This is a genomic window from Variovorax sp. YR752 (assembly GCF_943372545.1).
In genome coordinates, this window is record NZ_CALRZC010000006.1 from 1 (window position 1) to 25,232 (window position 25,232).

Below are 25,232 nucleotides of genomic sequence, written 5' to 3' on the forward strand. Positions count from 1 at the left end.
CGGCGTCCACGCCGTCGGCCACGCGGGCCAACATGCCCACGCGGGCGCAGCTGGGGCACACGCCGTTGGCGATCAGATAGTCGGAGCGCGCACGGCCGTCGCCATGGCCGCCGGTCTGGCTCAGTGCGCGGCCCGAGACGAACAGGCGCGGCCCCTGCGCCAGCCCCGACTGCACGGCCTGCTTGAACGCGTCGCCCGCGCCGGCCGCGTCGCGCACGGTCGTGAAGCCGCGGCGCAGCATGCCGCGCAGGATCGGCAGGCTGCGCAACGTCACCAGCACATTGGGCATCTGCGCCTGGCGCTGCAGGTTCAGCTCGATGGCCACCACATGCACATGCAGGTCGATCAGGCCGGGCATCACGGTCTTGCCTGCGGCGTCGATGACCCGCGCATCGCGCGCCACGATCGGCCGGTCGGACACCTCGCGGATGGTGTCGCCCTCGATCAGGATGTCGTGGCGGTCCTGCAGCTCGGGCTTCAGCGGATCGAGCAGGCGGGCGTTCTTGACGAGGATCTGGGTCATGGGGTCTGTTTGCCGGGTTCCGGGGCGTGGGCGGTAAGGAATGACGGGATCGTAGGATCGCGTCACAATTCCGAAAAATTTATATGCTGAATCCATTCCATTGATGGAATGAATGGTTTCAGCCTCCTGCCCATGAACTACCGCAACGCCGATCTCAACCTGCTGAAGGTCTTCGAAGCCCTCATGAACGAAGGCAACGTGACGCGCGCCGCATCGAAGCTGTCGCTCACGCAGCCCACCGTCAGCAATGCGCTGCGCCGGCTGCGCGAAACCTACGGCGACCCCTTGTTCGTGCGCAACGGCGCCGGCATCCGCCCGACGCGGCGCGCCACGGAGTTGTGGGCGCCGCTGGCCCGGTCGCTGCGCACCATCCGGGGCACGCTCGAGGGCGAGAGCTTCGATGCCTCGCAAAGCGACGCACGCCTGACGGTCTCGATGACCGACTACGTGGCGTGCATCGTCGCCCCCCGGCTGCTCGAGCGGCTCGGCGAACTTGCGCCGGGCATGCACTTGCACACCCACCCCGGCACGGTGGTGGACTTCGCACAATCACTGGACGACAACCGGGCCGACTTCGCCATCGGCGCCTACAACGACGACGTGCAGCGCCCGGGCTTCATGCGCTCACGCCGGCTGTGGTCGGTCGACTTCGCCTGCTTCATGCGCAATGACCATCCGTTGGCGAAGCTCGACAAGATTCCGCTGAAGAAATTCTTGGCCGCACGCCACCTCGACGTGAGCCTGGCGGGCCGTGTCGGCGGCATCTACGACCGCGTGCTGCAAAGCCGCGGCCTGCAACGCAACCTGGTCTCTACGGTGAGCCACTACTCCGCAGCCTACGAGGCCGTGCGCCGCTCCGACCTGATCGCCGTGCTGCCCTGGTCCGAGGGCCTGGAGACGGTGCGCATGACGGGCCTGAAGCGCGTGGCGCCACCGCTGGCGGCGCCGGCGCGCACCGTCGAGCTGGTCTGGCACGAGCGGCACGAGACCTCGGCGCTGCACCAGTGGTTCATTGCCTTGGTGGTCGAGATGCTGGCGCGGGAGCCGGCTCCGCGCACCGCGCGCCCTAAGCCCGGAACCAGATCCTGAGCGTCACGTACATCGCGTAGCCCAAGCCCAGGACCAACCACGCAACGAAAAACAGGTTGGCCCAGTAGTCGCCCGCATGCGCCGCCAGCGTGTAGACCTGCCCCACGCAGCCTTTGCCGACGCAAGGAATTTCGCCCCGAACCAAGGCGCGCAGCATGGCGAAGAAGAGGTAGCAGGTCACGCCACCGACCATCAGGAATCCGACGGGCCCCACGATGCCCTGGGTGAGTTCGCCCTTCTCGTCGCGGTACCCCTTGCGGAGCAGGTTCTGGCCGGCCCTGTACCAGGCGTATCCGAGCAGGAGCATCAGGGCGTAGTAGAAGAAGGTGCGCATGTCGGCGGTCGTTGGAGTGTGGCGGGAGGGGGTGCTTCGCAAGGATCGTATCCGAGCCACGCACGCCCGCCACCGGCCCGCTACTGCGCGCTGGCCACGATGGCGATGCCGCGGATCTGCCCGGCGCTGGGCGCGTCCACCGGCTTCGCGTAGCGCGATGGCGCAAAGCGGTGCAGCAGCTCGGCTTCGCGAACGCGCGCCGCATCCAGGTTCGCCAGCTTCACATGGCCGAAGCCACGCACCGACAGCGGCAGCGCTGCGATGCGTGCGGCGGTCGACTGGTTGTTGGGCGTCAGTTCGAGTGCCATTTCCTGCAGCAAGCGGTCGAAGTGATCGATCAGCCCGCGCTCTGTGCGGCGCTCCGCCGTGTGGCCGAACAGGTCGAAGGGCGTGCCGCGCAGGCGCTTGCCGTGGGCCAGCCATTTCATCGCTGGCAGCATCCATGCACCGAGGCGAATCTTGGCGGGCGCCTGACCGTGCGCAGGGCGTGAGAGCAGTGGCGGGGCCATGTGGAACTCGAGCTTCAGGTCGCCTTCGAACTGGTCCTTCAGCTTCTGCAGGAACGCGCCGTCGGTGTACAGGCGCGCGACCTCGTACTCGTCCTTGTAGCTCATGAGCTTCAGCAGGCTGCGCGCTGCATTGCGCGTGAAGGGCAGGCGCGCATCGCCGCCCGGCAATGCGGACTCGACCGCCTGCAGCGCGCGAATGCGCTGGTCGAAGCGCTGCGCCCATGCGGCGTTCTGGTAGCCGGTGAGATGGCGGCGCGCATCGACCAGCAAGGCATCCAACGGGCGGTCGTCGACCTGGTTCGCTGCAGCCTCGACCGGTGCCGCGCGCAGTTGGTCGAGCGCCGCAGCGTCACCGGCCGCAAGCCGCCCCAGCGAGAACGCCGACTGGTTGGCCGCCACGGCCACGCCGTTGAGTTCGATCGCATGCATGAGCGCCTCGAGGCTCAGCGGCACGAGGCCGCGCTGCCACGCGTAGCCGGTCGCCACGATGTTCGCGGCCAGCGTGTCGCCCAGGAACTCTTCCGCCAGGCTCTGCGCATCGAAGGTCTCGACCTGTTCCTCGCCCGCGACGAAGCGCATCTTCTCCAGCAGCAGGTCGACATGCAGGTCGGCGTCGGGGTTGCGCAGCGACTCGGCCACGGGAATCTCGTGGATGTTCGCGAGCACGCGCGTGCGCCCGTGCCGCACGGTCTGCAGCGCGTCGGCCGAGGCGCCCACCACCACGTCGCACGCGAGGATGGCGTCGGCCTGCTGCGTGTCGATGCGCACCTGGTTCAGCCGTTCGGGCGTGTCGGCCAGCCGCACGAAGCTCAGCACCGAGCCGCCCTTCTGCGCGAAGCCCATGAAGTCGAGCACGCTGGCCGACTTGCCTTCGAGGTGCGCGGCCATCGCGATGACTGCACCCACCGTCACCACGCCGGTGCCGCCCACGCCGGTCACGAGCAGGTCGTAGGGGCCGGTCCATGCATGCGGCGCGGGATGCGCGAGCGCGGCCACGCGGTGCAGGAAGGCATCGCGCCCGGCCGCCAGCGCCCCGCTCTTGCGGCGCAGCTTGCCGCCGGTGACGCCCACGAAGCTCGGGCAGAAGCCCTTGGCGCAGGAGTAGTCCTTGTTGCAGCTGGTCTGGTCGATCTTGCGCTTGCGGCCCATCGACGTTTCGTGCGGCAGCACGGCCACGCAGTTGCTCTGCACGGTGCAATCGCCGCAGCCTTCGCACACGGCCTCGTTGATGAACAGGCGCTTGGGCGGATCGGCCAGCTCGCCCTTCTTGCGGCGGCGGCGCTTCTCGGCGGCGCAGGTCTGCTCGTAGATGAGCACGGTCACGCCGGGCATTTCGCGCAGGCGTCGCTGCACCTCGTCTAGCGCGGCGCGGTCGTGGAACTCGGTGCCGGCCGGAAACTTGTTCCTGATGGCGTCGTAGTGATGGATGGCGTCGCTCACGACCACCACCTTGGTGACGCCTTCCGACTCCACCTGCCGCGCGATCGCGTCCACGCTGATGACGCCGTCGACCGGCTGGCCGCCGGTCATCGCGACCGCGTCGTTGAACAGGATCTTGTAGGTGAGCGTGGCCTTGGCCGCGACGGCCTGGCGGATCGCGAGGTAGCCAGAGTGGTAGTAGGTGCCGTCACCCAGGTTCTGGAACACGTGCGGCGTCTTGGTGAACATCGCGTGCGAGATCCAGTCGACGCCCTCCCCGCCCATCTGGATCAGGCCTGCCGTGCTGCGGTCCATCCAGTTGGCCATGAAGTGGCAGCCGATGCCCGCGCGCGCCGTCGATCCTTCGGGCACCTTGGTGCTGGTGTTGTGCGGGCAGCCGGCGCAGAAGTACGGCACCCGCTTGACCGCATCGCTCGCGTTGCCCAACAGCTCGGGCGGCGTGAAGTCGCGCACATGCTGCAGGTGATCGCCCAGGTCGTGGTTTTCGGGAAAGTGCTCGGCCAGCCAGTGCGCAACCAGTTCGATGAGGCGCGAAGGCCGCAGCTCGCCGAGCGCCGACACCAGCGGCTGGCCCGCGTGGTCGTGCTTGCCCACGAGCATGGGGCGCGCATCGGGCGGCGCGTTGTAGAAGATGTCGCGCAGCTGTGTCTCGACCACCGCGCCCTTCTCTTCCACGATAAGAATTTCATCGAGCCCCTGCGCGAACTCTTTCAGGCGCGTCCGCTCGAGCGGAAAGCTCAGCCCGATCTTGTAGAGCCGCACACCCGCGCGCGCGAGTTGCTCGGGCGAGAGTTCGAGCCGGCGCAGCACCTCCATCAGGTCGTGGTGCGCCTTGCCGCAGGTGACGATGCCCACCTTGGCGTGCGCGCTCACGATGACATGGCGGTCGATGCTGTTGCGGCGGGTAAAGGCGGCCACGGCCGCGAGTTTGTCCTCCAGCCGCGACTCGATGCGCAGCGACGGCAGGTCGGGCCAGCGGTAGTGCAGGCCGTCGGGCGGCGCGGCGTGGCCGGTGGCGGCGCGCACGGCATCGGCGCCTTCCCAGGCGGCCACGCGCGCGTTCACCGCGTCGAGGTCCACCGTGCCCGCGCTCTCGACGATTTCAGACAGCGCCGCCATGCCGACCCACGCGCCCGAATAGCGCGAGAGCTCGTAGCCGTACAGGCCGAACTCCAGGTACTCGGCCACGCTCGCGGGCTGCATCACGGGCATGCGCCAGGCCATGAAAGCGTGGTCGCTCTGGTGCGGCATCGACGACGACACGCAGCCGTGGTCGTCGCCCGCCACCACCAGCACGCCGCCGCGCGGCGACGAGCCGTAGGCGTTGCCGTGCTTGAGCGCATCGCCCGCGCGGTCCACGCCCGGGCCCTTGCCGTACCACATGGCGTACACGCCATCGACGGTGCGCTCGGGGTCGGACTCCACACGCTGCGTGCCCAGCACCTGGGTTGCGGCCAGCTCCTCGTTCACGGCGGGTACGAAGCGGATGCCCGTCTTCTTGAAGCGCTCGCCGGCCTTCCAGATGGCCTGGTCGACCATGCCCAGCGGCGAGCCGCGGTAGCCGCTCACGAAGCCCTGCGTGTGCAGGCCGCGTGCCGCGTCGCGCTGTTTCTGCATCACCAGGATGCGGATCAACGCCTGCGTGCCGGTGAGGAAGACCGAGCCGGCATCGGCCCAGAGGTTGTCGGAAAGTTGGTAGTCGGGCCGTCTGAGTGCGGTCGCTGGGTGTGGGGCGTTCATGCCCGGAATTGTTCTGCCGCCCCCCAAGTAAGTGTTTCTTCAATACACTGGCGCAGACCCTTGTTTGAAGAAGAATCCACTCAAAAATCACGATGAACGTCGGTTCTGTTTCTCTTGACGAGCATTGCCTCAAGATTCTTTCTGCACTGCAGCATGACGGCCGGCAGACCGTGCAGCAGATTTCCGAGGCCGTAGGCCTGTCGCCCACGCCCTGCTGGAAGCGCATCAAGGACATGGAAGCGGCCGGCGTCATCCGCGGCTACACCGCACTCGTCGACCCAGAATTGGTGGGCCTGCACGTGTCGGCCGTGGCCGAGGTCAACCTCGACCGGCACAGCGAAGCGATGGTGCAACGCTTCGAAGAAGCCGTGGCTGCAAGCCCGCAGATCATTCGCTGCGTGTCGGCGACCGGGCCCGCCGACTACATCCTCAACGTCACCGTGCCGGACATGAAGCACTACGAGCGCTTCCTGCATGAGGTGCTGTTCAGCCTGCCCGGCGTGACGCACGTGCGTTCGAGCATCGTGCTGCGCGAGATCAAGTCGGAGGCGGCGCTGCCGCTGGGGCACCTGCTGGATGCGAAGGCCGGCTTGGTGGCGTCACGACGGACCTAGACGCCTCCGGTCGTCGTGTGTGAGACGCGGAGCAGCGCCCCCCTTACTTCTTCCACCGGATGACGTACGCGTTCTGCGCCAGCTCGAAGCCGAGCGTCGGGTAGTAGGACATCGCGTCGGGGGCCGACAGCAAGATCAAAGACACCTCGTCGCCGATGATCGCCTGCGTGCGCTTCACGAGTTCCCGGCCGATGCCATGGCCTTGGTACTTCTTGTCCACCGCCAGGTCCGACAGGTAACAGCAGTACGCATGGTCAGTCAGCGAGCGGGACAGCCCCACCAGTTCGTCGCCGACCCATGCCGACAGCAGGAGACTGGGCGCGGCGTGTCCATCGGCGACGCGTTGCGGCGGTCGTGCTGGCGCGTTTGGGACCTGGTGGTCTCCGCCGGGAGTCAGGTCGTATCAAATTGCACCGATGGAAAGTAGCGGAGAAATGCACCACCCAGCGCCTCCGAAGGCGACTTCGCTGTCATGGGACCTTCGATGAGCCGACGGCCTTGCGTCTGCAGAACCTATGCACGACGCTCTGGACTGCCCCCCATATGCCACGCGGCATGCAGAGGACGACGATCAGAAGGCAAGCGCCATAGATCGCACCTGGCGCCGATTTGGAAATTGATTCGGCGACGTTCGGTATCAACGTGATGAAGATCGCTCCAACCACAGGACCGGCCAGCGACGCCGTGCCGCCCACGATGATCCCGACCAGCATTGTGATGGACAGCATCAGGCTGAAACTGTCTGGCGCGACATACTGAACGAGCAATGCGCTCAATGCGCCGGCAACTGCCGTGAACATCACACTGACACCGAATGTGGTCGACTTCACGATTGCCACGTTGATGCCCGCAGCCGTCGCAGCTATCGGCCTTTCGCGAATCGCGATCAGAGCTCGGCCGATCCGGCTATTGACCAGATTGTGCGCGAGGACGTACATGACGACCGCAACCAGGAGCGTGAAGAGATAGAGCAGCTGGTCTTGGGTCAATGGCAGCCATGCAGGGACGGAGGGCTTCTGAAGTGCTATTCCCAGGACACCACCTGTGATGAACTCTGCTGACTTCCATTTGAGAAGCTGGGGAACCGCAAGGGCAAGCGAGAACGTGGCCAGCGCAAGATAGAGGCTACCGAGTCGGAGCGCCGGAAGTCCGAACAGGAATCCGACGATGAGACCGACCAAACCTGCCAAAGGGACTGTCAACCAGAACGGGACTCCAAACGTAGCACTCAGAATGGCCGTCACGTATCCACCTAGCGCAAAGAAGGCTCCATGGCCCAGGGATATTTGGCCGTTGTAGCCTGTGAGCAAGTTAAGGCCGATCAGTGCGACCGCATAAAGCAGGATCGTAGCGACCTGGAAGCTGCGGTAGCCGTCAACCACGAAGGGCACTGCACAAAGCACAAGCACGAGCGCCATCAGGCCTGCCGTCCGGCCCCGCCCGCCCCGGAATCGAGGGGGAGATGTCGTGTTGAGCGCTGATGGCGCTCGAAGAGAAGCTGTCTTGATAGCGTCCATCGTTAAACCCTCGTGGAGATCGTCTTGCCAAACAAGCCGGCCGGTTTGAAGAGCAATGTCGCGATGATCAACATCAAGGCGATACTGAGCTTGATTTCGGTGCCAATCAGGTAAAAGCCAATGAGGTTCTCGGCAACTCCGATGATCACTCCGCCCGCGAGCGCGCCTACCGGGCTGGTGATTCCACCCAGGAGCGCGGCAGCGAATCCGTAGATCAGCACGCCGCCCATCATGTTGGGATCCAGGTAGATGATCGGGGCGACCAGTATTCCTGCGAGCGCACCCAACGCGGTAGATATGCCCCAACCAATCGACAACAAGCGCTCGACCGGAATGCCGACAAGATGGCTCGACGACGGGTTCTCGGCGCAAGCGCGCATGGCAAGTCCCGCCCTCGTGAAGCGGAAGAACATGTGCAACACGAGCGAAACCAATCCGATCATGAGGATGACGCCGCATTCGTGCGCAGAAAAGTAAGTGTTCGACAGCCACCTCCACTCTTCGAATGGGCTCGGATAGGCCTGTGTGTCATGCCCCCAGATCAGTCCCGACAGGCTGTTCACGATCAGGAAGACCCCGATCAATGCCGCGATGGGCGCTGCGCGACTGATGCTCCCGATCGGTTTGACAACATGACTCCACAAGAAGGCGCCACCGAAGAACGAGATCGCCAGCGTCATCGGTAACGTCAGCCAGTACGGAACGCCAAGAGTGATCAAGCTCAGCGCAATGAAGGTCGAGAACGTGGCCAGTTCTCCCTGCGCAAAGTTCAGATGACCCGTCGCTCGGTAGATCATCACGATCGCCAGACCGAGACTCGCATAGATCGCGCCGCTGGTCAGACCGGCGAGAACCTGTTGAACAAGATTTTCCATCTCAACCCTTTTGGCTATGCGCCGAGGTAGCTACGCCGAATGGTGTCGTTGCGTCGCAGTTCATCAGAACTACCCGAAAGAACGACGCGTCCGGTTTCCAGCAGGAATGCACGATCCGCGATTTCCAACGCCAGATTGGCGTTCTGCTCGACGAGCAGAACGCTGACTCCTTTCGAGGAGATGATGTCGTGCAAGATATCGAAGATGTTTCGAACAACCAGTGGCGCAACGCCAAACGAAGGTTCGTCGAGCAGCAGGATTCGGGGCTTCAGCATCAATGCCCGTGAGATCGCCAGCATTTGCTGCTCGCCACCGGAGAGCATGCCCGCCTGTTGGGTCCGGCGCTCCTTGAGGCGCGGGAAGTGCACGTACACCCTTTCGATGTCTGCCGCGACTTCGATGCGATCCTTGCGGGTATAAGCGCCCAGGTAGAGGTTCTCCTCGACCGACATTGCATTGAATGTTCCTCGTCCATCTGGCACGTGGGCGATGCCGCATGCTGTGATGCGGTCCGGCCGCAAACCGAGCAGAGGCTTGCCTTCGAGCTCAATCGCTCCCTCGGCGCGAACGAGGCCGCTGATGGCGCGCAGGGTCGTGGTCTTGCCCGCGCCATTCGCACCAAGGATGGCCGTGACCCCGCCGCGCGCAACGTCGACATCGACCCCGTGGAGCGCCTGCGTGGCGCCATAAAAGGCGCGAAGTCCGCGAATGCTCATCAAGTTGTCATTCATTGCCGCCTCCCAGATACGCCGCGATCAATTGGCGGTCTTCTTGCGCGACAGCGGGCGGGGCATCGACTATCTTGCGCCCGAAGTTGAGCGCGACCACGTTGTCCGAGACGGACATGACCAGGTTCATGTGATGCTCGACCAAGAGCACAGCAAGCCTGTAACGCTCTCTCACGGAAAGAATCATTGCCTTGAGCGCTTCGACCTCATGGTGATTGAGGCCGGCTGCAGGCTCATCCAAGAGGAGCAGTTCTGGCTCACCAGCCAGTGCGCGTGCAAACTCGACGCGCTTCTGGATTCCGAAAGGCAAGTCGCCCACCTGTCTGGATGCGTCGCTTGTAAGGTCGAAGAAGTCCAGTATGCCGTTCACACGGCCTGCCAGAGCTTTCTCTTCCCGACGCCCTGCCTCGGTGCCGAGCATGCCGCCCAGAAACCCGGTCTTCGTCCTGCAGTAGCCGCCGACCATCACGTTGTCGATGACGCTCATCTCGGGAAACAGGGCCAGGTTCTGGAACGTGCGACCGATGCCAAGCGCCGCGACCCTGTGCGACGGCACCCTCAGCGTGGCACGGTCCTTGAACCGGATCTCGCCCGCGGAGGGGCGGTAGATGCCGCTCAGGCAATTGAATACCGTGGTTTTTCCGGCGCCGTTGGGCCCGATCAGCCCGCAGATCTGCCGGGGTGCGACCGCGAACGACACATCGTCCAGTGCAAGCAGGCCACCGAATCGGATCGAGAGCCCCGCGACCGAGAGCAAGGGCCGCTCGGCAGCAGAACCGACATGTGGGACGCCAAGTGAAGTCATCGGGCGTGCCTCACTCGAGCGAGCGGATCGACCCGAGAGATTCGTACTCGGCACCGTTGAACCTGAAGAACTGCGCCTGCTTGAGGGGGCGCGAATCCGTGGGGGTCGTATTAAGACTGATGCCGGGCAGCATCAGCGGCAGGCGAACTCCCTTGAGGTTCGACGCGATCTTGTGGATGTTCTCGCGGGTCAGTTCGTTCCCAGCCAATCGGATCACTTCCGCAGTCGCCGCGCCGGCGTTGTACCCGGCGGCGTAGATTTCATCTGTGGCATCTACGCCCTGAAGGTACTTCGCGAGAAACTGCCTGTAGGCCTTGACCTCTGGTGAATCTTTGAATTCCTTGGCGCCGACGCTCGGCCTCCAAGTTGCAATGATCACCCCCCTCGCGCTCTCAAGACCCGCGGGCGCGAAAGATGTCTTTGGCGAGGAGCCGCCCGAGCTGGCATAGATGACTGGATCCCATGAGAGCGCGCGGATCTTGCGCAACGCCAGGGCACTCATCTTGGAGATCGTAATCATCAGCACCGCGTCAGCGCCCGAGTTCTTCATCGCAATGATCTGCGAGTCGATCGTGGGGTCCGTCACCGTGTAGGTCTGCTCAGAGACCACCGTGATGCTGGTGCCCGCAAGCTTTGCTTTGAAGCCGCTCAGAACTGCCCGCCCGGCATCATCATCCTGATAGATCACTGCAACCTTGGCGTTGGGTTTGGTTTGGGACAGATGCTCGGCCCACGAACCGCCTTCGAACTCGTAGGTTGTGGCGAGGATCAGCGTGTACGGGAATTTGCTCGGATCTGCCAACTTGGAGGCGGCGGCGGCCAGAAAGAGCTGCGGCACCTTTTTCTGATTCAGATAAGGTGCCACCGCAAGCTGCGGGCTGCTGCCCATGCCGCCGGCCATGAACAGCACTTTGTCGGACTCGATCGCCTTGCGGGTCACCTCGACCGTACGCGGAGGTAGATAGCCGTCGTCATAGGTCAGCAGATTGATCTTGCGTCCGTTGATGCCGCCGTTGTCGTTGACCATCTTGAAGTAGGCGATCATGCCCTTGCCAAGACCTCCCCACGCCGATGCCGGTCCGCTTTGCGGACTCGTATGCCCGATGCGAATTTCGGTGTCCGATGCCCCGTCGTCGTACTTGCTCTTCGTCTGCGCTCCCACGCTCAGGGCCAAAAATGCGGCCACCGAGGCCAGAATGCGCAATGTCGTTTTCATGCCTGTCTCCTTCGTTGTTGATGGATATTCCCGCCAGGTGCTGTTCGTATCTGACCTGACTGACCGCAGGCCGCTGGCAGAGCTCCGCCTGAAGGCCCGTGCCTCTTTCAGCGTGAGTCAGTCGCGTTGCAGCACGTGGGCATAGCCCACTGCACCCAAGCCCACCATATGGGCCAGGCCAATCCTTGCACCCTTGTGTTGCCTGCCGCCGGCCTCGCCACGCAGCTGCATCGTGATCTCTCCGATCTGACCCACCCCCGTTGGCCCGATGGGGTGCCCCATGGCAAGAAGGCCCCCCGAAGGGTTGACTGCCACCTTGCCCCCGATGTCGAAGGCTCCTTCCTTGAGCCACTCCACCGCGTCGCCAGGCCGGCAGATGCCCATGGCTTCGATGTACTGAAGCTCTTCCACCGTGAAAGCATCATGCAGTTCGACCAGATCGAGCTGCGAAGCCTTGATGCCCGCCTGTGCCATCGCCATGCCGCTCACACGCCGGGTCAGCTCGGCGTCGAACCCCACCTCCGGCGGGTAGACCGTCTCGCTGATGGCGGCTGAGGCGGAAACCCTCACTGCGCGCGACGCGTCCAGCCCGAGGCGCTTGATGCCCTCCTCCGAGACGATCACCGCCGCAGCCGCCCCTTCTCCAACCGGGCAGCACTGAAGCGTCGTCAGGAGACCCGACACGGGACGCCCCTTGAGGATGTCTTCGAGCGACCGCGCCTTCTGGCGATGCGCGTTGGGATTCTTCGCGCCGTTGCCATGGTTCTTGACCGCCACGCGTGCGATATCTTCGATGGTTACGCCGTACTTCGTCATGTAGGCGTCGGTGAGCAGAGCGAAGTGCGTAAACGGCACGATTTCTTCGGCCGCGAGTTGCCGGACGCCGGTTTGCTTCATGGCGTTGCCCACCCGCGCGGGCTTGTCCACGCCCACGACCAGACCCACGTCGCTCACGCCCGAGGCCACTTCGATGCAGGCATGCCGGAACGCCGCCGAACTTGAGGCGGAGGCGTTCTCGATGTGGACGATCGAGCTCTGGTTGCTGCCCAGATGGCTCAGCATCGGCCGGCCACTGGCCATGCCCAACAAGGCAGTGCCGACATAGCTCGTCTCGATGTCGGTCCACTTTGCTCCGGCGTCGGCGAGCGCTTGGCGAACTGCCGTCAGGCCCAACTGGACATACGGTGTCTCGGACAGTTCCTGGTAGCGATGCCAGCCCACACCTACGACGTACACGGGGCGCAGTTGTGCCAATGTCTTTGCCATTTCAATCCTCCTTGCCGCTGCTGCCGGCTGCCGTTTCGGCAATAAAGCGCAAGTCGCGCACCGTTTCTCCCGCCTCGTTCTGCACCGCCTCCAGACAGGTGACGAGCATCGCGCCGTTCTGCAGCGGCACCACCTGAGCCGCCGAGAGGAGTCCCCGCACAAGCGGGCCGTCCTCCAGCGCAACCTCGACCACCGTGAAGGGCACAGGCGGCACGGGCCTGGCATGCATGTGAACTGTCGATTGCGCATGCAGGCGCCCACGGCCCGTCAGAAGCACCTCGACAAGGTTCTCGCCCGTGTCGCCCGTGAGCTGGCAGCCATAGTGCTGCGGCGGAAAGCTGATGTGTCCGCTGCGGGACTTGACGGCGCGCAGCGCGGGTGAAGTCGGCAGTGCAGCCGTACCTTCTTCCGCATAAAAACCTTGATATTGCAAAGAGGTCATCGAGGGGTCCTGGAACAAGGTCAAAAGAGCGAAGTGACGGGGTCGCCTGCGATAGCCATCAACATGCGTCCACCATCGATCGCATCCTGTAGCGCGCAGCGTCGAATTCACGGCCAGTCGTCGCCAGGATCTCGGCCACTGGCTCGATCGCGCCAACGCCGCTCACCGAATGCCCCGCGCTCCAGATGTCGGTCCAACGGCTGGCACGGTTGGGGTCTTTGGCCTGGCTGAAGAGCTCTCGGGCCCTCTCCGGCGTCATGGACTCGTCGAGTGCGGCCGGATCGAGACCTGCCGCCAACAGGGACGGCGCCAGCATGCTTGCCTGCAGCCCGGTGATGGCACGCGTCAGTACGATGTCATCGGCACTGGAGTTCACCAGCATTTGTTTGTATGCCTGAGACGCCATGCTTTCTTCGGCGGCAATGAACTTGGTTCCCATGTAGGCCAGGTCACAACCGAGTACCTGTGCGGCGAGAAGTGCGGCTCCGTCGCTCACGCCGCCTGCAAGCACGATCGGGCCATCGAAGAAGCTGCGAACAGCCCGCACGAACGCGAAGCCATTGAGCCAACCGGTTTGGCCGCCCGCACCTGCGGTCAGAAGCACCAGGCCGTCCGCGCCCGCTTCGATGGCCTTTCGCGCATGCTTGATCGTCGCGACATCGGCGAACACCAGACATCCTGCGTCGTGAAGTGGCGCGATCACCGGTTCGGGGGAGCCGACGCTGGTAATCACCATCTCCACACCGTGGCGCACGATCAACTCCACATCCCTCTTCAAGGATTCCTCGCCGCGGTGGATGATCAGGTTCGGGCACCAGGGGGCAGCCTTCACATCGCTATCGCCCAGTTCCGAAACAATGCGTGCCAGCCACGCATCGAGTTCCTCCGCGCTGCGCGCGTTAGCGGTCGGGAACGCGCCGATCGCACCGCTGCGACAGGTGGCGATCACGAGGTCCGGCCCCGAGACGCGCAGCATGGGCGCCGCAATCACAGGTAGGTGAAGTCGTCTGGCGATGTGCTCTGGAAGACGGATCATGCTCAACGTCCTTGCCACACTGGATCGCGCTTCTCAAGGAAGGCTTGCACGCCCTCTCTGCGGTCTTCCGACTCGAGGGCGGACGTGGCCATCGCCATCTGCTGCGCCCACGCCTCGTTCTCAGTCCAGTCGACGGCGGCTCGCACGATCTGCTTGGTTGCGGCAAGGGCAGTCGGCCCATTGCGCAAGATCCGCCGCCCCAGCTCCAGTGCTCCAGCCAACGCCTGGCCTGGTTCGCTCACGCGGTTGACAAAACCCCATTGCTGCAAAGTCGCCGCACTCTGCATGTCACCCGTCAGCAGGAGTTCCATTGCGATGTTGTAGGGGACGCGCCTGGGCGCACGGAACAACCCGCCGCCGAGCGCGATCACGTTGTGACGCACCTCGGGCAGGCCGAACTTCGCATCGCTCGCGGCAACCACCAGGTCGCAGGCCATGCACAGCTCCATGCCGCCGCCCACCGCATACCCTTCCACCGCCGCGATCAGCGGCTTGGCCGGCGGGCGTGTGAAGATCCCGAAGCCTCCTCGCTCGGGCGTCGAGGCCAACTCACCTCGCGCTGCAGCGCGCAAGTCGGCGCCGGCGGAGAAAGTGCCGCCAGCCCCGGTTACCACCGCCAGGAAAATCGACGCATCGTTGTCGAAATCGTCGACGATGTCCGACATGGCCTTCGCGGTGGCTGCATCGAATGCATTCCTGGCCTCGGGCCGATTGATCGTGATGACCAGGATCTGCCCCAGACGCTCGGTGAAGACAAGAGATTTGCTCATGGATGTGCCTTACATCGAGAACGAGAAGCCGCCATTCACCGGATAGGTCTGGCCCGTGATCCAACTACTTGCCCCCGATGCCAGGAAGAGCACCATGGCGGCAACATCAGAAGGCTCGCCCAGCCGGCGCACGACATACTGGGCGAGCGCCTTCTTGATAAGCTCCGGATTTGCAACGGCGGCGGCGATTGCCGGCGTGTTGGTCGCCGAGATCGCGATGTTGTTTGCAGTGATGCCGTACCGCCCCACGCCGCGCGCGATGCCGCGGGTCAGGCCTGCTGCACCGGCCTTGGCTGCGGAGTAAACCTCCAACCCATTCGCTTCGCCTGAGCGGCCGGCGTCGGAGATGATCGTGATCAGTCGACCGTGCTGCCGATCCACCATGCCCGGCAAGGCATGCCGGCTGCAGTTCATCACGCCGTCCAGATTCACCGAGATGAAGCGCTCCCAGTCGGCGGGGTCGGATTCCCAGAATGGTTTCCTGCTGGAACCACTGTCAGGATTGGCGCCGGCATTTCCCGCGTTGTTCACGAGGATGTCGACCTTGCCAAAGATTGCATTCGCCTTCTCGAACATGGCGCCCACGCTGGCGTAGTCTGTCACGTCGGCTTGGATGGCTTCAGCCTTTCCGCCCGCCGCTTTGATCTCCTGCGCCACCGCATGCGCACGTTCAGCGAAGTAGTCATTGACGACCACGGCCGCACCGTGCGCGGACAGCATCTGCGCGATGCCCTTGCCTACGCCCTGGCCTGCGCCAGTGACCACGGCAACACGGCCATCAAGATTGAATATTTGGGTTTCGACACTCATTCGTTTTCTCCTATTTCCTAAAGAGTGCGCATCGTGCGCATCAAGATGTGAATTCGGCGTGCCGCGCAAAGGTTCTGACAGGCGGTTCAGAAATCTCCACGGTTAGTCCCGTGTAGCCTTCGTCTCTTTTTTCCTGCCCGATGCTCCGGAACAAATGTAGGTACGCGGCGTTCTTTTGCGATCGTCGGAAGCGACGAGCAACCCAAAAAGATTGGAGCCGCGAGGGCGAACTCCGGGATGAGTCCACTTGAATCTCGTTGCATGCTCGAACGCAACTCCGCGCTCCGGCTGGAGCGAGACACAGTGCGGAAGAGCGCCATGCGACGTTTGATCGAGCCAGCTGGCCGGCTCGAACATCTGCAGGAAGATGGCAAGAGCGATGGATACATGAGGCGTCCAGGCTCACGAAAGCGCGCGACAAGACGCTACGCGAGCTTGATCGGAAGCGTGTTCACGCCTTCGCAGTGGGCTGCCTGGCGAACAGCGCTTGGAACCCGCCATCAAGGTCGAAAATATGAGTCTCGGCGCTCATACATTTCTCTCCTCGTTCTGCCAGAACGGGTTTCGCAGCTCGCGCTTCAGGATCTTTCCCATCGTGCTGCGTGGCAACTCGACCACGAACTCGATGGAGCGAGGACGCTTGTACGAGGCGAGCAAGGGCTCGACGAAGGTCAGAAGCTCGTTCGCGGTCAACGTTGCGCCGCTCCTGAGTTCCACGAACGCCTTGACGGCTTCACCGAAATCTTCGTCTGGAACGCCAATGACTGCCACGTCCTGAATCGCCGGGTGTTGAATCAAGGCGGATTCGATCTCGGCCGGATAGATGTTCACGCCACCTGAAATGATCATGTCCTTGATGCGATCTGTCAGGTAGATGTACCCATCTTCGTCCAGTCGCCCCGCATCACCCACCTGGAAGAAGCCGTCCTCGTCAATGGTGTCTCGTCCGAGCAGCGGTTGATTGACGTAGCGCTTGATCACCGCCGGGGATTTGACCCAGATGGCCCCCACCGCCCCTACCGGCAACAGCTTGCCGATCTCATCCTTGATGCGAATCTGTACGTGCCGATACGGCTTGCCGCTGGACCCCGGCTTTCTGCGCACGTCCTGCGGACCGAGGTGCGCAATCATGCCGACCTCTGTCGCTCCGTAGGCTTCGTGCAGAACCTCTCCAAAATAGCCCAGCACCCATTCCTTCAGGCTTGTAGGCACTGGCGCGGCGCCGGTGCGCAAGGAGCGAATCGAGGAAACGTCGTAACCCCGCAGCACATCTTCAGGCAATGCGGCAATCCGCTTCAACATGGTGGGCACTGCAACCCAGTGATTGATACGGTGACGCTGAATGTCGGCAAGCGCTTGCTGGGGTAGAAAACGCCTCGCCATGATCAAGGTGTTGCCCGCGGCAATCGAGCTCCAACAGGTGCCTGGTCCTGCGCCGTGATGCATGGGAAGTGTCAGCATGGCGCGTGCCCCCGGAAGCTGCGGGTCCGCAGCTTCGACGCTCTGAAGTTGCTCCATACGCTCCGCACTCATCACGAGCTCGCCCATGACGACGCCCTTGGGCTGCCCCGTTGTACCGGAGGTGTAGATGATCAACGGCGGGCGGCCCGTCGCAAAGCGGGGGACAGGCTCGGTCTGTGCCAACAGCTGATCCATCGAAAGCACTTCGGCGGGGGGCTGCGAACCGATGGCGACCACCGCCTTCAGATTCAGGCCCTCGTACGCAGGCAAGAACGCCTGTACATCTGCATCGTCCAGGACTAGAACCTTTGCGCCGCTGTCCTCGAGGATGTGCCGCGATTCCTTCGGGGTCAGCCGCCAGTTGAAAGGCAGTATCGAAGCCCCCAACTTGGCCAGTGCAGAACTGATGAACTGCCACTCGTGCCGAATCTGCGAGCGAATCGCGACGACGTCACCACCCACAACGCCGATGCGCGCGAATGCCTCGGCAAGTCGATTGGCAGCCAGGTTCCACGCACCCCAGGTCACTTCGGTTTCACCGTCGATGATCGCCACCTCGTTCGGCTTCACCATCGCCCAGTGCTCGAGAGAGTTGGGTGCAGGGCTCCCGGCGTTCGGAATACCAGCCGGTACCGGTGCGACGATTGACTCTGATTTCATATCTTGTCTCCTTTTGTTCGACGGAATCTAGAGCAATATCTGCAACTCCAGCTCGTCGAAACCGACGAGGCGACATGCCAGCCGCCCAAAACATGAATGCAGCGCCGGCGAAAAACGGCGAACGACCCGCGTAAGATCATTGCTCGGGGTGTGCCTGTGCATCACCTGGAGACAATGCCGCTTCGGATTTTCGGCTCAGCAACGATGGCTTCTCGCTTCCAAGACCGCCGCCACGAAGGCGCAGCAGGGGCTGGTCACTCCGGTCCCCAAAGCCCCCCGGGTGCATCGCTGCGCACAAAACTGAGCCCCCCCGCACGCGTGGCTACGGAGATCGTGCGATCGCGACTCTCCGATGTGGCCCTGGGGCCAGCGTACGTCAAGCTGATCCTGGTGCGGGCGCCGGCCGGTTTCGGCAAGACCACCGCGATGGCCCAGATGCGGAGCTGTCTTGAAGATTCTGGGACTGCGACTGCTTGGCTGACGCTCGATCGCGCCGACAACGATGTATCGCGCTTCCTGCGATCACTGCGATGCTGCGTTGACCATCTGCTCGATGAAGGGGATGTGGACGATGATGACGTTCACGTGTTGCACCGGATCTCTGCATACGAAGGCCCGTTTGTACTTTTCCTGGATGACTTCGAGACCATTCATGCAGCCAGTGTCCACGAGTGGGTGCGCGAACTCATCACCCATCTTCCGCCCAACGGGCGCCTCATCATTGGCTCTCGCAACGTGCCAGATCTTCGACTCGGTCGCTTGCGCGCGCTCAGCCAGATGGTCGAGATCGACACTTTGCAGCTGAGGTTTTCGTTGAATGAGGCATCGGAGCTTTTCGGCGGCCGCCATCGCACCGGTCTTGCTCCCGAGGAACTTTCACAACTACACGGCAAAACCGAGGGTTGGGTCACCGGCCTGTGGCTGGCTTCGATGGCACTCGATCGCCACGCGGGAAAGGCCGAGTTTGTTCGCAAGTTCTCCGGCTCCAACCTCTCGGTCGCCGACTATCTTTTGGGTGAAGTTTTCGAACAACAGCCAGAGCAGGTCCGCCAATTCCTTCTCAGGACGAGCATTCTCAAAGAGTTGACGCCGGGTTTGTGCAACGCACTGGTTCCGCAGGGAGACAGTGCCGCAATTCTTCAAGACCTTAGTGCGGAGAATGTGCTGCTCACCCTCGTCGAAGGCGAAGACCAGACCTACCGTTACCACAGCCTTTTTGCGAGTTTTCTTCAATGCGAACTGCGGCGCCAGTCTCCCAGCACGGTTGCGGCCCTGCATCAGAAGGCAGCTCGTTGGTTCGCGGCGCAAGACAGACCGGTTCCTGCGATTGATCACCATCTCGAAAGCGGTGAACTATCGGAGGTTCTTCCATTGATGTCGCACCACATCTACGCATTGCTTGCACAAGGGCGAATGCGGTTGCTCGAGCGCTGGTTCAGCAAGCTGCCACCGGACGCGCTGCAACCGCATCCGAGACTCAAGATGGCACAACTGTGGACGCTCTGCTTCACGCGTGGCCCCTGGGCAGCAATGGCGCAGTTGAACACCTGCGGCCTGGCCGATTCGACAGATGAGGATGTCTGGCCTCATGTTTCGGCGCTGCGTCCCATGCTCTTCAGCATGATGGACCGGCAGGAGGATGCGTTCGAGGCTGGGCAGCGCAGCCTCGCAAGGCTCCCCAGCAGCGACCCATTTGCCGATGGCGCCTTGATCAGCACGATGGCGGGCGTGTTTTCCATGCGGGGACAGTCCTTTGAAACATTGGAGCTGATGAGCGCAAGCCGGCGTTCGCAGAGCGGGCACAGCAGCCAACTGCATCGCATGTATGCCGAGACAATGGAAGGCACGCTGGACCTGTTCGCCGGTCGGATTCATGAGGCTCACGCGCGCTTCAGGACGGCCGTTACCACGATCGCTGAGGGGCGAAAGAGCACTGGCGGCAACGCATGGGCCGGCCTCCTTTATGCCCTGACCACCTACGAACGAAACCAGACTTCCCATGCGACAGACCTGCTAAGGGTCTACGTCCCTCAGGCACGGGACGTCGGGCTGCCCGATCACATGATCCAAGGCTACCGAATGCTTTCGAGGATCGCGTTCCTGGCTGGCGACGTGGACGAGGCGTTCAGACTCTTGACCGAACTTGAAGCCCTGGGCCATGAGAGGCAACTTCCGCGCGTGGTCACCAGCGCCCGGCTGGAGCGTTCGCGGGTGCAGTTGCTGCAAGGCCACGCCATCGCCGCACGACAGGAACTGGCCAGAGTGAGCGACGACACTACAGCCATCAGGATGCAGTCCCTTCGACTCGCAGGCAACGATGTTGACTACCCTCTTCTCGCCAACCTGCGATGGGAAGCGGTCTCAGGAGACGCTGCGACAGCGGCAATGGCGCTGACCGCTGAGGCGACGGTCGCCTTCTCGGCGCAACGCCGCCGACGCGGCCTCGCCCTCGAGCTTGTGCTGGCCATTGCCCTGGCGCGCGCGGGGCGGGAGTTCGCGGCGCTCAGCACACTCGAATCGACGCTGCGGTCCTGCCACCGGCAGGGCTTCGTGCGCATGGTGCTCGACGAAGGGCCCCAGCTCGGCGTGCTCGTCCGACAGTTGCATGATCGAGCCACATCTTCAAGCAGGGTATCGACCGACGTCACGTTTCTCGGCTACCTCACAGACCTGCGAGAGGGCTACGGCTCGACGCTGCCCGTTGTTGAACCTTCCCCCTCCCAACAGGCGGTGCTGCTCGATCCGCTCACGGAGAAGGAGGTCCACGTTTTGCATCTCCTTGCCGAGGGATACAGCAACATCGCCATGGCCGAGAAGCTGGGCATCACGGACAGTACCGTCCGCACTCATCTTCGCAACATCAACAGCAAGCTCGCGGCGGGAAGCCGGATGCAGGCCGTCAGCGCTGCCCGGCGTTTGGGAATCGTGCGATAGAAAATGCGTCGAGCAACGCGCATCAAGGACATGGAAGCGGCCGGCGTCATCCGCGGCTACACCGCACTCGTCGATCCCGAGCTGGTGGGCCTGCACGTGTCGGCCGTGGCCGAGGTCAACCTCGACCGGCACAGCGAGGCGATGGTGCAACGCTTCGAAGAAGCCGTGGCCGCAAGCCCGCAGATCATTCGCTGCGTGTCGGCCACCGGGCCCGCGGACTACATCCTCAACGTCACCGTGCCGGACATGAAGCACTACGAGCGCTTCCTGCACGAAGTGCTGTTCAGCCTGCCCGGCGTGACGCACGTGCGGTCGAGCATCGTGCTGCGCGAGATCAAGTCGGAGGCGGCGCTGCCGCTGGGGCACCTGCTGGATGCGAAGGCCGGGCTGTCGGGGTCACGACGGACATAGTGAGCCGCTGAACAGCGGCCCTACTTCTTTCGCCGGATGACGTACGCGTTCTGCGCCAGCTCGAAGCCGAGCGTCGGGTAATAAGACATCGCGTCGGGGGCCGACAGCAAGATCAACGACACCTCGTCGCCGATGATCGCCTGCGTGCGCTTCACGAGTTCGGTGCCGATGCCATGGCCTTGGTACTTCTTGTCCACCGCCAGGTCCGACAGGTAGCAGCAGTACGCATGGTCGGTCAACGAACGCGACAGCCCCACCAGCTCATCGCCGACCCATGCCGACAGCAAGAGGCTGGGCGCAGCGAACATGCGCGCGATGCGAGCGAGGTCGCCGGTGGGGCGCTTGATGCCGGATTGATCGAAGACGCGGGCGACGTCGATCGGGTCGAGGGGAACGTTGTGGCGGTAGTCGATGGTGATGTTGTTCATGAGATCGATGGCGTGGAGTCGATCCGACTTTAGCCGGACGCGGAGCACGAACTCGATCTGGCGTGGCTAGAATCGGCGCTGCAAAAATCGACTCTGACCTGTTGTTCAGAGCTCCATCCAGCCGTAAGCGTTTACGTCAACCAACGCATCACCAGTGGCACCCGCGGCCGACTGGTGGTGTGCGTTGGTCGCTTCGGTGCTCCTCGTCCCCGCTCGTTCGACCGGCCGGTGCCGCCTTTGAAAATTCAAGGAGCGGCGCTCAATGACGAACGTCCAAACAACAAACTCTTCTTCCCTGCGCACCTTGGTCTGGATGACCCTCGCGCTTTTTCTCGCTTACCTGTCTGTCGCCATGTCGATGCCGGCTGTGACGCTCCACGTGTCGCAGACGCTGGGCATGGGCAATGTCGCGTCCGGCCTGGGCGTCGGCATTGCGTTCTTGTCCACCATCCTGAGTCGCGGCTGGGCGGGCCGGCTGGCTGACGAACGGGGCGGCAAGTTCGCCATGTTCAGGGGCCTTGTCCTCTATGCGGCTGCATCGCTCTTGTGCTGGGCCTCCTCGCTGCCGGTGCTGGGCCATGGCGTCGGCGCGTACCTGGTTCTGCTGGTGGGGCGCCTCGTGCTGGGCCTCGGCGAAAGCTTCGCGCTCGTCGGCATGCTCGGCTGGGCGATGGCGGCCATGGGCCCCGCGCGTTCGGGGCGGGTCATGGCGCTTGTCGGCGCCGGCATGTACGGCGCGTTTGCGGTCGGCGGTCCTCTGGGCCTTTGGCTGTTGGAAAGGCTCGGCTTCGCCGGCCTCATGGCGGGCAGCATCGCCTTGCCACTGGTCAGCGGTGTGATGCTGTGGTCCATCGCGCCCGCCATGTCTGCACAGGGGCGCCGCGCACCGTTCTCCGATGTGCTGGGACTCATCTGGAAGCAAGGCTCGGTCGTGGGCTTGCAAGGCGTCGGCTTTGCGGCCCTGGGCGCGTTCTTTCCCTTGTACTTCCTGGCCCATGGCTGGCAGGGTGCCGGTTATGGACTGACCTGCTTCGGCGTTGGCTTCGTCCTGGTGCGACTGCTGGCGGGTCGCTTGCCCGACCGCATCGGCGGCACCAAGGTGGCGCTGGTCTCCTTGGCGATCGAGGCTGTGGGCCAGGCGCTGCTCTGGCTGGCGCCCCATCCCGTCGTGGCCATGGTGGGCGCACTGCTGACCGGCATGGGCTGCTCGATGGTGTTCCCCGCCATGGGACTGGAGGCCGTCAAGCGCGTCCCTGCCCATCTGCGCGGAACGGCCATCGGCGGCTTCGCGGCGTTCCAGGATCTGGCGTACGGCGTCACGGGCCCGATGGCGGGGCTGATTGCCGACCACTACGGCCACTCCAGTGTGTTCCTGGTGGGGTTGATCGCGACGGTTGTCGGGATCGGGATGACGTGGCGGCTTGCGAGGGTGTCTCGCGCTGAGCGTGTATCGACGTTGGCTTGAGGCTGTTGCAGGTTGATCAGACCGAACCCAACCGCACCTCGCTGAACCGCATGCGCCGAAGGTCGCCCTGCGACTCCAATCGCCCCGACGCGACGAGCAGCGCGACCCGTTTCGCGAAGAAGGCATCAGGAACATCCTCCAGGTGATCGGGCATCGACAGCATCGCCATGCCAACCACGCGCGCCACCTTCCGCCATTGACTGGACGCTTGCGACAGAAGCGCCGCATCGATGAGCGCCAGATCCGGCTCTGGTAGCTTGGCTAACCGCTCACGCTCAGCGGGTGAGAGTTCTGTGTCGAAGGTGTCGTCGTCAGTCATTGTTCTGAACCCCGTGACGCGTGCACCCGGATGGGCATTCGCTTCCGGCCAGATTCTGCTAGATACCCCACGCCTGCGAAGCGCGCGATGCCCACATAGACTGGCGAAATGTCCCAGCCCGCATCCACCTTCAACGCCCCGTCCGCCACCAACAACTACGCCGAGAAGACCGCCCGTCTCGTGCCGGGCCTGCACGACCTGCAGACGATGTCGGCCCTGCTCGTCGCCGAGCGCGCGCCCAATGCAGCGAACGTGCTGGTCATCGGCGCTGGCGGCGGCATGGAGGTGAAGGTGCTCGCGCAGGCGCATCCCCGATGGCAATTCGTCGGTGTCGATCCGTCGCAGCCCATGCTCGACCTCGCTGCGGAAACGCTCGGCCCGCTTGCCGAGCGGGTCGCGCTGCACCACGGCTACACAGACACCGCCCCCGAAGGCCCTTTCGATGCAGCGACCTGCCTGTTGACGATGCACTTCCTGACGCTCGATGAACGCCGGTCGACGTTGATGGAAATTCGTCGCCGGCTGAAGCCCGGTGCGCCGTTCGTCATGGCTCACCTCAGCTTTCCCCAGGCGGACGGAGAGCGGGAGTTGTGGCTCTCGCGTTATGTCGCTTTCGCGGCGGCGTCTGGTGTCGATCCGGACAACGCGCGCAAGGCGGCAACGGCCATCGGTTCGACGCTGTCGCTGCTCAGTCCGGAACAGGAAGAAGCACTGCTGGAAGAGACGGGCTTCACCAACGTCCGCTTGTTCTATGCGGGCATGGCGTTCAGAGGCTGGGTCGCGCAAGCAGCCTGACCCGCCCTCTCACTCCGGCGTCTGCAACTCCGCCCACGCCGTCAACATCTTCACCTGCGTGCGCAGCCAGCTCGTCGACATCGACTGCGTGCCCCACACCGCGATGCGGCCCGCGTGTTCCCCCATGAGCCAGAACTGCCGCACCGCGAGAAATGCGGCGATGGCCTCGACATCCGCCGAAGGCAGCGGGCGCGCGCTGCGGTAGCCCGCCCGATAGCTGCGCCAACGCGCCAGCAATGTCGCATCGAGCGTTCCGCCCACGGTACGTGGATGCATCGCCCACAGGTACACGCACAGGTCGTAGGCCAGCCAGCCAGGGCCCGCGTCATCGAAGTCGAAGAACGAGGCAACGCGCGTTCCGTCCAGGCCTTCCGTCACGAAGTTGTTCATGCCGTGGCAATCGCCGTGCCCATGGACACGCGTCAGGACCGGCATCGCGGTGATGCGGGCTTCGAGCGTGCGCGCGATGGCGCTGAACTCCGGGCGCAGCGCGTCGGTCATCGTGGGCGCGGCGTGCAAGCGCTCCAGCGACGCGTGCAGCAGGTCGGGCAGCTCCAGGGCGTAGCGGCTGGCGGGGCCGTGGTAGTCCTGCGCGGCGTCGTGCAACAGCGCCAGACCGCGTCCGGTGGCTTCGACATCGGGCAGCACGTCGCCCGGGACGTCGCCGTCGAGGTGCTCGAACAGGATCAGCGGGCGCTCGCCCTCGGGCAAGTCCATCGCGACGGCGTGCGCGCCGTCGCGGGCCGGCAGCGTGCCGGCCACGGCTACGCCCTCGGCTTTCAGGTGCGCGAGCAGCGCTGTTTCGTAGCCGATGTTGGGTGCGCCGCGCGGGCGGTCGGCGCTCAGGCGCGCGACGGCGCAGCGGCCGTCGGCAAACTGCAGACCGTAGACGTGGTTGAAGCTGCGTCGCAGCAGCTCGCACGACCGGACCTCGCCGAGGTCGTAGGCCTGCGTCACCTTCTCTGCGATGGCGGCGCCCGTGGGCGTGGTCTGGGCAATCTGGGTGGAGCGGGTGGGCGTCGTCACGGGTGCGGCCTTTCGGGGG

Annotated in this window: 24 protein-coding genes; 6 read left to right on the forward strand and 18 right to left on the reverse strand. The window is 63.9% G+C overall.

Annotated features, from left to right (window positions below; genetic code table 11):
• On the reverse strand, positions 1-523 hold a 523-nt coding region (locus tag AAG801_RS02160; RefSeq protein WP_341886965.1), incomplete at its 3' end, for an amidohydrolase family protein.
• A gap of 132 nt (positions 524-655) precedes the next feature.
• Between AAG801_RS02160 and AAG801_RS02165 the strand changes: the two genes are divergently transcribed.
• Complete coding sequence (locus tag AAG801_RS02165; RefSeq protein WP_341886966.1) at positions 656-1,612, forward strand: LysR family transcriptional regulator; 957 nt, start codon at positions 656-658, stop codon at positions 1,610-1,612.
• Here the strand turns inward: AAG801_RS02165 and AAG801_RS02170 are convergent.
• Both AAG801_RS02170 and AAG801_RS02175 read right to left on the reverse strand, forming a co-directional pair.
• Positions 1,590-1,946, reverse strand: coding sequence for a hypothetical protein (locus AAG801_RS02170; RefSeq protein ID WP_341886967.1), 357 nt, complete (start codon positions 1,944-1,946; stop codon positions 1,590-1,592). The genes AAG801_RS02165 and AAG801_RS02170 overlap by 23 nt on opposite strands.
• An 80-nt stretch (positions 1,947-2,026) precedes the next feature.
• Positions 2,027-5,635: an indolepyruvate ferredoxin oxidoreductase family protein gene (locus tag AAG801_RS02175; RefSeq protein ID WP_341886968.1), complete on the reverse strand. Its 3,609-nt coding sequence runs from the start codon at positions 5,633-5,635 to the stop codon at positions 2,027-2,029.
• 92 nt (positions 5,636-5,727) lie between these two features.
• On the opposite strand from AAG801_RS02175, the gene AAG801_RS02180 reads away from it, so the two are divergent.
• Positions 5,728-6,249: an Lrp/AsnC family transcriptional regulator gene (locus tag AAG801_RS02180; RefSeq protein ID WP_341886969.1), complete on the forward strand. Its 522-nt coding sequence runs from the start codon at positions 5,728-5,730 to the stop codon at positions 6,247-6,249.
• A gap of 43 nt (positions 6,250-6,292) precedes the next feature.
• On the opposite strand, the gene AAG801_RS02185 is transcribed toward AAG801_RS02180, so the two are convergent.
• From AAG801_RS02185 to AAG801_RS02240, 12 genes are all read right to left on the reverse strand, one after another.
• On the reverse strand, positions 6,293-6,646 hold the full coding sequence (locus AAG801_RS02185) for a GNAT family N-acetyltransferase (RefSeq protein ID WP_341887033.1): 354 nt from the start codon (positions 6,644-6,646) through the stop codon (positions 6,293-6,295).
• 73 nt (positions 6,647-6,719) lie between these two features.
• Complete coding sequence (locus tag AAG801_RS02190; protein ID WP_341886970.1) at positions 6,720-7,667, reverse strand: branched-chain amino acid ABC transporter permease; 948 nt, start codon at positions 7,665-7,667, stop codon at positions 6,720-6,722.
• Positions 7,668-7,768: 101 nt separating this feature from the next.
• Positions 7,769-8,641, reverse strand: coding sequence for a branched-chain amino acid ABC transporter permease (locus tag AAG801_RS02195; protein ID WP_341886971.1), 873 nt, complete (start codon positions 8,639-8,641; stop codon positions 7,769-7,771).
• A gap of 14 nt (positions 8,642-8,655) precedes the next feature.
• Entirely contained in the window at positions 8,656-9,372 is a 717-nt protein-coding gene (locus AAG801_RS02200) for an ABC transporter ATP-binding protein (RefSeq protein WP_341886972.1), read from the reverse strand.
• Positions 9,365-10,174, reverse strand: coding sequence for an ABC transporter ATP-binding protein (locus tag AAG801_RS02205; protein WP_341886973.1), 810 nt, complete (start codon positions 10,172-10,174; stop codon positions 9,365-9,367). The genes AAG801_RS02200 and AAG801_RS02205 overlap by 8 nt, the downstream gene beginning before the upstream one ends.
• A gap of 10 nt (positions 10,175-10,184) precedes the next feature.
• On the reverse strand, positions 10,185-11,390 hold the full coding sequence (locus AAG801_RS02210) for an ABC transporter substrate-binding protein (protein ID WP_341886974.1): 1,206 nt from the start codon (positions 11,388-11,390) through the stop codon (positions 10,185-10,187).
• Positions 11,391-11,507: 117 nt separating this feature from the next.
• Complete coding sequence (locus AAG801_RS02215; protein ID WP_341886975.1) at positions 11,508-12,656, reverse strand: thiolase family protein; 1,149 nt, start codon at positions 12,654-12,656, stop codon at positions 11,508-11,510.
• A gap of 1 nt (position 12,657) precedes the next feature.
• Positions 12,658-13,098: a hypothetical protein gene (locus AAG801_RS02220; RefSeq protein ID WP_341886976.1), complete on the reverse strand. Its 441-nt coding sequence runs from the start codon at positions 13,096-13,098 to the stop codon at positions 12,658-12,660.
• 58 nt (positions 13,099-13,156) lie between these two features.
• Positions 13,157-14,134 (reverse strand): nitronate monooxygenase, encoded by a 978-nt coding sequence (locus AAG801_RS02225; protein WP_341886977.1) that lies wholly within the window; start codon positions 14,132-14,134, stop codon positions 13,157-13,159.
• 2 nt (positions 14,135-14,136) lie between these two features.
• Positions 14,137-14,904, reverse strand: coding sequence for a crotonase/enoyl-CoA hydratase family protein (locus AAG801_RS02230; protein ID WP_341886978.1), 768 nt, complete (start codon positions 14,902-14,904; stop codon positions 14,137-14,139).
• A 9-nt stretch (positions 14,905-14,913) separates the two neighbouring features.
• Entirely contained in the window at positions 14,914-15,714 is an 801-nt protein-coding gene (locus AAG801_RS02235; protein ID WP_341886979.1) for an SDR family oxidoreductase, read from the reverse strand.
• Positions 15,715-16,242: 528 nt separating this feature from the next.
• Positions 16,243-17,835, reverse strand: a complete 1,593-nt coding sequence (locus AAG801_RS02240) for an AMP-binding protein (RefSeq protein WP_341886980.1) — start codon at positions 17,833-17,835, stop codon at positions 16,243-16,245.
• A 318-nt stretch (positions 17,836-18,153) separates the two neighbouring features.
• Here AAG801_RS02240 and AAG801_RS02245 point away from each other — a divergent pair, with 318 nt between their 5' ends.
• Both AAG801_RS02245 and AAG801_RS02250 read left to right on the forward strand, forming a co-directional pair.
• The gene (locus tag AAG801_RS02245) at positions 18,154-20,769 is read left to right on the forward strand and encodes a LuxR C-terminal-related transcriptional regulator (protein ID WP_341886981.1); all 2,616 of its coding nucleotides are present in this window, start codon (positions 18,154-18,156) and stop codon (positions 20,767-20,769) included.
• Positions 20,770-20,772: 3 nt separating this feature from the next.
• Positions 20,773-21,180, forward strand: a complete 408-nt coding sequence (locus tag AAG801_RS02250; protein ID WP_341886982.1) for an Lrp/AsnC family transcriptional regulator — start codon at positions 20,773-20,775, stop codon at positions 21,178-21,180.
• A gap of 20 nt (positions 21,181-21,200) precedes the next feature.
• Here the strand turns inward: AAG801_RS02250 and AAG801_RS02255 are convergent, their stop codons facing one another.
• Entirely contained in the window at positions 21,201-21,608 is a 408-nt protein-coding gene (locus AAG801_RS02255; protein WP_341886983.1) for a GNAT family N-acetyltransferase, read from the reverse strand.
• A 262-nt stretch (positions 21,609-21,870) separates the two neighbouring features.
• Between AAG801_RS02255 and AAG801_RS02260 the strand changes: the two genes are divergently transcribed.
• A complete protein-coding gene (locus AAG801_RS02260; protein WP_341886984.1) occupies positions 21,871-23,073 on the forward strand; it encodes an MFS transporter in 1,203 nt (400 codons plus the stop codon).
• 16 nt (positions 23,074-23,089) lie between these two features.
• Here the strand turns inward: AAG801_RS02260 and AAG801_RS02265 are convergent, their stop codons facing one another.
• Complete coding sequence (locus AAG801_RS02265; RefSeq protein ID WP_341886985.1) at positions 23,090-23,392, reverse strand: DUF3658 domain-containing protein; 303 nt, start codon at positions 23,390-23,392, stop codon at positions 23,090-23,092.
• 108 nt (positions 23,393-23,500) lie between these two features.
• On the opposite strand from AAG801_RS02265, the gene AAG801_RS02270 reads away from it, so the two are divergent.
• Entirely contained in the window at positions 23,501-24,187 is a 687-nt protein-coding gene (locus AAG801_RS02270) for a class I SAM-dependent methyltransferase (protein WP_341886986.1), read from the forward strand.
• A gap of 9 nt (positions 24,188-24,196) precedes the next feature.
• Here the strand turns inward: AAG801_RS02270 and AAG801_RS02275 are convergent, their stop codons facing one another.
• Positions 24,197-25,213 carry a phosphotransferase gene (locus AAG801_RS02275; RefSeq protein WP_341886987.1) on the reverse strand — a complete coding sequence of 339 codons (1,017 nt, stop codon included), beginning with the start codon at positions 25,211-25,213 and terminating at the stop codon, positions 24,197-24,199.
• Positions 25,214-25,232: the final 19 nt, after the last annotated feature.

Bases quoted from the DNA above. Each gene is read 5' to 3' on its own strand.
- AAG801_RS02255 (WP_341886983.1), bottom strand. From the start codon at position 21,608: ATGAACAACATCACCATCGACTACCGCCACAACGTTCCCCTCGACCCG.
- AAG801_RS02270 (WP_341886986.1), top strand. From the start codon at position 23,501: ATGTCCCAGCCCGCATCCACCTTCAACGCCCCGTCCGCCACCAACAAC.
- AAG801_RS02200 (WP_341886972.1), bottom strand. From the start codon at position 9,372: ATGAATGACAACTTGATGAGCATTCGCGGACTTCGCGCCTTTTATGGC.
- AAG801_RS02240 (WP_341886980.1), bottom strand. From the start codon at position 17,835: ATGAAATCAGAGTCAATCGTCGCACCGGTACCGGCTGGTATTCCGAAC.
- AAG801_RS02170 (WP_341886967.1), bottom strand. From the start codon at position 1,946: ATGCGCACCTTCTTCTACTACGCCCTGATGCTCCTGCTCGGATACGCC.
- AAG801_RS02220 (WP_341886976.1), bottom strand. From the start codon at position 13,098: ATGACCTCTTTGCAATATCAAGGTTTTTATGCGGAAGAAGGTACGGCT.
- AAG801_RS02205 (WP_341886973.1), bottom strand. From the start codon at position 10,174: ATGACTTCACTTGGCGTCCCACATGTCGGTTCTGCTGCCGAGCGGCCC.
- AAG801_RS02210 (WP_341886974.1), bottom strand. From the start codon at position 11,390: ATGAAAACGACATTGCGCATTCTGGCCTCGGTGGCCGCATTTTTGGCC.
- AAG801_RS02260 (WP_341886984.1), top strand. From the start codon at position 21,871: ATGACGAACGTCCAAACAACAAACTCTTCTTCCCTGCGCACCTTGGTC.
- AAG801_RS02190 (WP_341886970.1), bottom strand. From the start codon at position 7,667: ATGGCGCTCGTGCTTGTGCTTTGTGCAGTGCCCTTCGTGGTTGACGGC.
- AAG801_RS02195 (WP_341886971.1), bottom strand. From the start codon at position 8,641: ATGGAAAATCTTGTTCAACAGGTTCTCGCCGGTCTGACCAGCGGCGCG.
- AAG801_RS02250 (WP_341886982.1), top strand. From the start codon at position 20,773: ATGCGTCGAGCAACGCGCATCAAGGACATGGAAGCGGCCGGCGTCATC.
- AAG801_RS02225 (WP_341886977.1), bottom strand. From the start codon at position 14,134: ATGATCCGTCTTCCAGAGCACATCGCCAGACGACTTCACCTACCTGTG.
- AAG801_RS02265 (WP_341886985.1), bottom strand. From the start codon at position 23,392: ATGACTGACGACGACACCTTCGACACAGAACTCTCACCCGCTGAGCGT.
- AAG801_RS02230 (WP_341886978.1), bottom strand. From the start codon at position 14,904: ATGAGCAAATCTCTTGTCTTCACCGAGCGTCTGGGGCAGATCCTGGTC.
- AAG801_RS02175 (WP_341886968.1), bottom strand. From the start codon at position 5,635: ATGAACGCCCCACACCCAGCGACCGCACTCAGACGGCCCGACTACCAA.
- AAG801_RS02215 (WP_341886975.1), bottom strand. From the start codon at position 12,656: ATGGCAAAGACATTGGCACAACTGCGCCCCGTGTACGTCGTAGGTGTG.
- AAG801_RS02180 (WP_341886969.1), top strand. From the start codon at position 5,728: ATGAACGTCGGTTCTGTTTCTCTTGACGAGCATTGCCTCAAGATTCTT.
- AAG801_RS02235 (WP_341886979.1), bottom strand. From the start codon at position 15,714: ATGAGTGTCGAAACCCAAATATTCAATCTTGATGGCCGTGTTGCCGTG.
- AAG801_RS02165 (WP_341886966.1), top strand. From the start codon at position 656: ATGAACTACCGCAACGCCGATCTCAACCTGCTGAAGGTCTTCGAAGCC.